Here is a 1,723-nt window from a genome sequence, read left to right as displayed (position 1 = left end):
CCCGCAAGCGGGAGGGGGACCGACCATTTCGCCCCTCCCGCAAGCGGGAGGGGGACCGACCATTTCGCCCCTCCCGCAAGCGGGAGGGGCCGGGGGTGGGCCTCGCCTGTCCTCAGAACATCTTGCGGAAGTCGATCCCCAACACGCGGCCCTGCGGTTCGCGATAGGCGGGCTGATAAGCGATCGGGGTGAGCCCGTTCTGATCGGTCACCTTCTGCCGCGAATCGAGCAGGTTGTTGGCCTTGAGCGACAGGCGCGATCCCTTGAAGAACGGCATCTTGGAAACAAGGTCCTCGTTGCGGCCGAGATCGGCGAAGATACGCAGCGATACGTCGAAGGTACTGCCGAACCGCAGGTCCTGGCTGCCGGGCGCACCCGAGCCATCGACCCGGGCAGGCGCGTTCCATTCACCCTTCAGGCGCAGGCCATAGCCGTTCTTGAACAGGCCGCCCTCGGCCTCAATGGTGTGGCGCGGAGTGCCGCCCGCCGAGGTCGAATTGCCGTTCAGCTGGTCGAGCACAGGCACACCCGGCGCGATGAGGATCGTGTCGGTGAAGCGCCAGGTGTGATAGATCGAGAGGTTCCAGCGACTGCCATTGCGACCGCCGGGAGGGCCAAAGCCGCCCCCCGGAGGACCACCCGGTCCACCGCCGGGACCCCGTCCGCCCGATTCGGCGCGAGTGCCACCGGCGCCGCGCTCGCCCGCATGGTCAAGGCGCTCGACGAAATCCGCCCCGGCATGCACGTCGAAGTCGAGACCAACTCCACCGTCGCCCCGCACCCTGCGCTCGACGCCCGGATCGACCAATACAACGTCAGCCCCAAGCTGGCGCACAGCGGCAACCCCGATACCCTCGCCCTGCTGCCCGAACGCCTCGCCGCCTGGGCCGCTGAACCGCGCGCCTTCTTCAAGTTCGTCGTCGCCACCCGCGACGACCTCGACGAAGTCATGGCCCTGCAACAGACTTACGCCATCCCCGGCGCCCGCCTGTTCCTGATGCCCGAAGGCCGCTCCAGCGATGTCATCCGGGAACGGTCGGGCTGGCTGGCGGATTTCTGCTCGCAGCATGGCTTGCGGTTCACGGACCGCTTGCACATCCATCTTTGGGGCGACACGAGAGGCACATGAACGAAGCATCGCCCATCCCGCTGTGCGAGGACAGCTCGACCGCCGACACTCCGCAGGTCGAAGCGCCCGCGCGCCCGGCGATGCGCGGCGATCTCACCAAAGGCCCGATCCTGAAGACGCTGCTGTTCTTCTCGATCCCGATGCTGCTGTCCAACGTGCTGCAGACGCTGAACGGTTCGGTCAACGCGATCTGGGTCGGGCGCCTGCTGGGCGAGAGCGCGCTGGCGGCGACAGCCAACGCCAACATCGTGATGTTCCTCGTCTTCGCCGCCGTCTTCGGCTTCGGCATGGCGACGACGGTGCGCGTGGGCCAGCATTTCGGTGCGCGTGACATCGTCGCGGCGCGGCGCACCTTCGGCACCGGCGTCGGCTTCTGCATCCTGATCTCGATCGCGACCGGCGTGATCGGCTGGTTCGGTGCGGGAGCGCTGCTCGACAAGCTCGGCACACCTGCCGCCAGCCGCGCCGATGCACTCGCTTACCTGCAGGTGATCTTCGTGACGATCCCGCTGGCAAGCGTGAACATGATCGTCTCGATGGGCATGCGCGGCGTCGGCGATTCCAAGACGCCGCTCTACGCCATGATCCTGGCGG

3 protein-coding genes are annotated in these 1,723 nt (G+C 67.3%); 2 read left to right on the top strand and 1 reads right to left on the bottom strand.

The genetic code is table 11. From position 1 onward, the window contains the following. Nucleotides 1-112 precede the first annotated feature (112 nt). Nucleotides 113-745 (bottom strand): hypothetical protein, encoded by a 633-nt coding sequence (locus LH128_RS26920; RefSeq protein WP_008832860.1) that lies wholly within the window; start codon nucleotides 743-745, stop codon nucleotides 113-115. Between LH128_RS26920 and LH128_RS26915 the strand changes: the two genes are divergently transcribed. Both LH128_RS26915 and LH128_RS26910 read left to right on the top strand, forming a co-directional pair. Then, nucleotides 740-1,129, top strand: coding sequence for a hypothetical protein (locus tag LH128_RS26915; RefSeq protein ID WP_442800366.1), 390 nt, complete (start codon nucleotides 740-742; stop codon nucleotides 1,127-1,129). The two genes, LH128_RS26920 and LH128_RS26915, sit on opposite strands and share 6 nt — an antisense overlap. Further along, nucleotides 1,126-1,723: MATE family efflux transporter (locus LH128_RS26910; RefSeq protein ID WP_008832580.1), on the top strand; the 598-nt coding region annotated here is incomplete at its 3' end. The genes LH128_RS26915 and LH128_RS26910, both read left to right, overlap by 4 nt.

Origin of the sequence: Sphingomonas sp. LH128 (assembly GCF_000293195.2) — a bacterium.
Classification (GTDB): Bacteria; Pseudomonadota; Alphaproteobacteria; order Sphingomonadales; family Sphingomonadaceae; genus Novosphingobium; species Novosphingobium resinovorum_A.
Note: the sequence above shows the minus strand (reverse complement) of the source record. Positions and strands in the feature narration are given on the sequence as shown.

Coding starts and splice junctions, on each gene's coding strand:
- LH128_RS26915 (WP_442800366.1), top strand. CDS start 740: ATGCACGTCGAAGTCGAGACCAACTCCACCGTCGCCCCGCACCCTGCG.